The sequence below is a fragment of the Herpetosiphonaceae bacterium genome, from assembly GCA_036374795.1.
Taxonomy (GTDB): Bacteria; Chloroflexota; Chloroflexia; order Chloroflexales; family Kallotenuaceae; genus LB3-1.
This window is the reverse complement of the sequence record DASUTC010000108.1, coordinates 1-3,130: the sequence shown is the minus strand read 5'-3', so window position 1 is coordinate 3,130 and position 3,130 is coordinate 1. Positions and strand designations below refer to the sequence as shown.

General features: G+C 66.0%; 2 protein-coding genes. Both read right to left on the bottom strand.

Annotated features, from left to right (window positions below):
- Positions 1-962, bottom strand: a 962-nt coding sequence (locus VFZ66_07320) for a condensation domain-containing protein (protein ID HEX6288983.1), incomplete at its 3' end; no start/stop codon positions are given.
- A gap of 95 nt (positions 963-1,057) precedes the next feature.
- Positions 1,058-3,130: KR domain-containing protein (locus VFZ66_07315; protein ID HEX6288982.1), on the bottom strand; the 2,073-nt coding region annotated here is incomplete at its 5' end.

Sequence of the window (3,130 nt, the reverse complement as noted above, 5' to 3'; positions counted from 1 at the left end):
CGGTTGGCGATCGGCGAGCCGATCGGAATATCGTCTTCGCCCGTGTACCGATGGATCAGCACCGTGAGCGCCGCCAGCAGGGTCATAAAGAGCGTCGCGCCCTCGTGCTGGCTCAGCCCGGCAAGCGCCTGGGTCAGGGATGCCGGGATCGTCAAGCGCCGGAAGTCGCCGCGAAAGGTCTGGATTGGAGGACGCGGACGATCGGCGGGCAGCTCAAGCTGCGGCAGATCCGCAAGCTGCTGCTTCCAGTAGGCGAGCTGCGTTTCCAGCACCTCGCCCTGCATCCACTCGCGCTGCCAGATCGCAAAGTCGGCGTACTGGATCGGCAGGGGCGCTAGACGGTACGGCTCTCCGGCGACAAAGGCCGTGTACAACGCGGCCAGCTCCCGAATCAACACGCCCATCGACCAGCCATCGGCGATCGTATGATGCAGCGTCAGCAGCAGCACATGGTCGTGCCGAGCCAGGCGCAGCAGTGCTGCCCGCAGCAGCGGCCCGCGCGCCAGGTCGAAGGCCGTGCGGGCCTCCTGGGCGGCACAGGCCCGCGCCGCCGCTTCGCGCTCCGGTGCCTCAAGCCCGCTCAGATCCTCGATCGGCAGCGGCAGCGCCAGATCGGGCGCAATGAGCTGCACCGGCTGTCCATCTATGGTGGCAAAGGTTGTGCGCAGCATCTCGTGGCGACGGATCACGCCGTTCAAGCTCTGGCGTAGCGCCGTGTCGTCGAGCGCGCCCTGAAGCCGAACCGCCGTCGAGATATTGTAGGCGGGAGAGCCGGGGACCAGCTGATCGAGGAACCAGAGGCGCTGCTGCGCGAACGAGAGCGGCGGATGCTCTGCCCGGCTACGCGGCCTGATCCGCTGCATCTGATCGACGTTGAAGCCTTCCTCGGTCAGCAGCAGCGCCAGCAGCTCCTTTTTTTGGTCGGCCAGGAGACGCTTTTTGGACTTGTCGTTACGACCCATATGTCAGCGGCGCGGAGACTGTCGTAGTCATGGGACAGAGCAAGCGCCGTCCTCCTTTCGTGTTGCCGGATCAGCGGGCATCGCCAGGTATGTGCTCATGGCTGGCGGCCTGCCTGCTTCCTATCCGCCAGCGCTGCCTGAATTTGATCGGTGGACATCGCATCGATCTGCCGGTGCAGCCGGGCAATCGCCGCGACCTGGCCCGGCACCGACTCGTGCTCCGTCAACACATCGGCGAAACCGGCGATCGTCGGCGCTTCAAAAAGCGCGCGCAGCGGCGGATCGATCAGGAACGTCTCGCGCAAGCGCGAGGCAAGCTGCGTGATCAGCAGCGAGTGGCCGCCAAGCTCAAAGAAATTATCATGCACGCCGATGCGCTCGATCCCAAGGATCGCCTGCCAGATCGCGGCGATGCCATGCTCAAGATCCGTGCGTGGGGCGACATAGGCTCCCAGCAGGCCCGGCCTTGGGTGGAGGACACGCGCCACTCCCTGCGCCTGGCTCTGCTCGATCGGGGCGCGACCAATCCAGCGCTCGATGCGGGCGCGGAGATCGCCGGTCGAGACGATCAGTTGAGGCGCGCGCGGCGCGCGAAATATATAGTCCAGGGCAGCGAGCGCCTCCGACCGCGTGATCGAGAATTCGGTGAGCGACGTTTCGCGCGGCTGCTCCCGATCGTGCTCCAGGCTCCAGCTATCCCAGTTGATGCTGATCCAGGGAACCGAGCTTCCCAAGCTCTGCCGGTGAGCGATGGCATCGAGCGTCGCGCTGGCGGCGGTGTGGGCGATCAGTCCCAGCCCGCCCAGGATCGACGAGAGCGACGACTGGAGCAGACACACGTCAAGCACGCGGCCCTCAAGCGCGGCCTCAAGCACGAGCGTCGCCTGGACTTTCCGCCGAAAGAGCCACTGCCACTGCTCGCGATCGGTTTCCAGAATCGCGCGAAACGCCTGACTCGCCGCGCGTCCATCAGTCTGGATCACGCCATGCAGCGCGCCAAAGCGATCGTCGATCGACTGAATCGCCGCCTGCATCTGCGCCAGGTCGGTGGTATCGGCCTGAAGCACGGCGACGGTGGCTCCCAATCGCTCAAGCTCCTGAACGCCACGGATCTTGCGGCTGATCGGATCGTCGGCGTGATGGGTCGCGAGCCACTCATCCCAGCGAGCGCGCATCGGCAGGGCAGCCTCATCGATCAGCACCAGGGTTGCCTGCGCAGTTCGGGCCAGATACTCGGCAAAGACGTGGCCGGGCTGCTCCAGGCCATTGACGACCAGATAGGTGCCGCCGGGTCGCAGCCACGGCACCACGCCGCCGCCAGCGTCCGGGTCGAGCGGCTCAAAGGTTGGAATCCAGCGATGTCGACCACGGTAGGCAACCACGCGATCGGGCGAGCCGCTGGTGATCTCGGCGACAAGCTGATCGACCACCTGGCTCAAGCGCGGCGCGTCGTCATGCGGCAGCACAATATCGATCGCGCGACAGCTCACGCCTGGATATTCCTGCGGGATGACTTTGCAGGCACCCAGCAGGCTGGCCTGATCCACGCGCAGATCGTCTTCCTCGGTGACGGCGTATGCCCGGTTCGTCACCGCGACGAGCTCAAGGTCATCCAGCAGATCGTGCCTGGCGAGCGCCTGCGTCAGCGAAAGGACGCTCAAGAAGCTTAACGTCTGAAGCTGCTCAAGGTCAGCGCCGGGCGATGTCGGCTGGTCGTGCGCCGTGATGTTCCACAGGTGAAGGATGGTATCGGGCACGCGCTCGTCTTCCTCGATCGCTTCGAGGAGCAGATCATACTCCTGCGGCACGTGCGGGTTGATCAGATAGTCCAGCTCGCCGCGCCTGGTGAAGCGCTGCCCGGCGCACACCGTGATCACCTCGTGGCCTGCCAGCCGGAGCTGTTCGATCACCTGCTGGCCCAGGCCAGTATCATCGAGCAAGACCAGCCAGCGGAGCGGCTCGTCGGCGTGCGCCGCCCGCGACCATGCGCCCGGCGACAACGCGCGCTTCCACGATGGGAGATAGAGCCAGTCGGCCACCTCCGGGCGCTTGCGCAGCCGCGCGGCAGCCGCGCGGGTCGTGCCTGCGGCGGGCGGATCGATCCAGTAGCGCTGGCGCTCGAAGGGATAGGTCGGCAGCGCGACGCGCTGGCGGTCTTCGTCGCCGTA